Raw genomic sequence first — 1,895 nt, 5'->3', positions numbered from 1 at the left:
AGGTTCATCGCGCCCTTGATGATGCCGTTGGTCTCGAGGAATTCCTCGTCGCACTGGGCGATGATGTCGACAATGGCATTGCCGATGCAAAGCACGTCATAATCCGGCATCAAAATCTCCGCCAAAAACCCGAGCCGGCTTCTTGCCACGCCGGCCCGGCGCGGGTCTAGCGATTTGAAACCGGTTTGCCTAGGGCGTGACACGCAACTTTGGCGGAACAGGCAAAGGGGCATCAGCCGCGAGGCGCTATGACAATTCGACCGTGGCCGAAGCATTTCATCGCCGCACCGCCTATAAGCCTGGATCAGACGATCCCGCTTCGAAGGCGAGCCAGCCCCCAATGTCTACAAAAAGCATGTCGACGAAGAACGAGCCTGCAAAAAACGATCTGACCACCGACCTGGTACTGCTCGTCGTGCTGGCAGTGCTCTGGGGCGCCTCCTACACCTTCATCAAGATCGGCGTCGAAACCATCCCGCCGGTCACCTTCATTGCCGCCCGCACCCTGATCGCCGGCGGCATCCTGTTGGCCATCATCCGCTGGCGCGGGCTCGCCTTGCCGGGCGATGCTGCAAGCTGGCGCCGCTTCGCCTTCCAGGCCTGCCTCAACAGCGTTATTCCGTTCACCCTGATCGCCGCGGCCGAACGCTCGGTCGATGCCGGCCTCGCCACCATCCTCAACGCGACCTCACCGATCTTCACCTTCCTCTTGACCGCGCTCATCACCCGCCACGAGCCGGTCACCTTGCGCAAACTGATCGGTGTGGGCGCCGGCATTGCCGGCATCTGCCTCATTATCGGCACGCAGGCGCTGGGTGGCCTCGGTCATGAATTGTGGGCGCAATTGGCAATCGTCGCCGCGACGGTCTGCTATGCCGGGGCCGCCATTTTCGGCCGCGGTTTCAAGGGCCTCGACCCAATGCTACCGGCCGCCGGTTCCATGCTGTGCGGCGCCGTCATCCTCGTGCCGCTCAGTCTGGTGTTCGACCAGCCGTGGACGCTGGCGCCATCGACCGCGTCGATCCTGGCCCTGCTCGGCCTGTCGGTCTTTTCCACCGCGCTGGCCTTCGTTATCTATTTCCGCCTCATCCACACGCTGGGTTCGGTCGGCACCACCTCGCAGGCCTATCTGCGCGTGCCGATCGGCGTCGGCATCGGCGCTCTCTTCCTCGGCGAAAGTCTTGGTTCGACGGCATGGCTGGGCATGGGTTTTGTCGTGGCCGGGGTCGCTGCCATGACCATCCCGGTTCGAAAGCCGGCGTTTGCGCGGTAAACGCCAGCCCGCTTGTGCTCATGGCCTGCGCTGCCTATCTCGGAAGCATCCGCCTTTTAGGCGGCGTCCGCTAACCGGGGGTGTGACAAGGTGATTTTCGACGCTGCCCGCGCTGCGGCCCTCGAGCTGATTTCGCCTCCCTTCCGGGCCGTGTTCGTCAAGACGCTGGGCTTGACCGTGCTGGCACTGGTGGCTCTGTGGTTCGGCCTGACCAGCCTCGTCGAGTGGCTGGCGCTGCCGTGGCTGCAGACGCTGTTGCCCGGCATGCCGTCCTGGGCCGGGTGGCTCGGCGGCATCATCGCGGCAATAGCGCTTGCCTTCGGCATGGCGTTGCTCATCGCGCCGGTGACGGCTGTTGTCGCTGGCCTGTTCCTCGACGATATCGCCGAAGTGGTCGAGCGCACCGACTATCCCGGCGATCCGACCGGCCGCGCCATGCCGGCGCTGCGCTCGCTGGTGCTGTCGGCGCGATTCCTCGGTGTCGTCATTCTCGGCAACATCGTCGCGCTGCTGCTTCTCTTGGTGCCGGGCGTCAACATAGCCGCCTTCTTCATCGTCAACGGCTATCTGCTCGGGCGCGAGTTCTTCGAATTCGCCGCCATGCGCTTTCGCGGCGAAGACG

General features: G+C 64.1%; 2 protein-coding genes and 1 pseudogene. 2 read left to right on the top strand and 1 reads right to left on the bottom strand.

All coding sequences use genetic code 11. From position 1 onward, the window contains the following. Window positions 1-110 (bottom strand): annotated as a pseudogene (locus tag EN969_RS36340) (adenosine kinase); the annotation flags it as partial. Between the two features lie 230 nt (window positions 111-340). Between EN969_RS36340 and EN969_RS29110 the strand changes: the two are divergent. Beyond that, the gene (locus EN969_RS29110) at window positions 341-1,273 is read left to right on the top strand and encodes an EamA family transporter (protein ID WP_050580561.1); all 933 of its coding nucleotides are present in this window, start codon (window positions 341-343) and stop codon (window positions 1,271-1,273) included. A 90-nt stretch (window positions 1,274-1,363) separates the two neighbouring features. Then, window positions 1,364-1,895, top strand: a 532-nt coding sequence (locus EN969_RS29105; protein WP_127419628.1) for a sulfate transporter family protein, incomplete at its 3' end; no start/stop codon positions are given.

The organism is Mesorhizobium sp. M7A.F.Ca.CA.003.01.2.1 (genome assembly GCF_003998945.1).
Lineage (GTDB): Bacteria > Pseudomonadota > Alphaproteobacteria > Rhizobiales > Rhizobiaceae > Mesorhizobium > Mesorhizobium ciceri.
The sequence above is the reverse complement of the archived record's forward strand: the minus strand, read 5'-3'. Positions and strand labels throughout refer to the sequence as shown.

Bases quoted from the DNA above. Each gene is read 5' to 3' on its own strand.
- EN969_RS29110 (WP_050580561.1), top strand. From the start codon at position 341: ATGTCTACAAAAAGCATGTCGACGAAGAACGAGCCTGCAAAAAACGAT.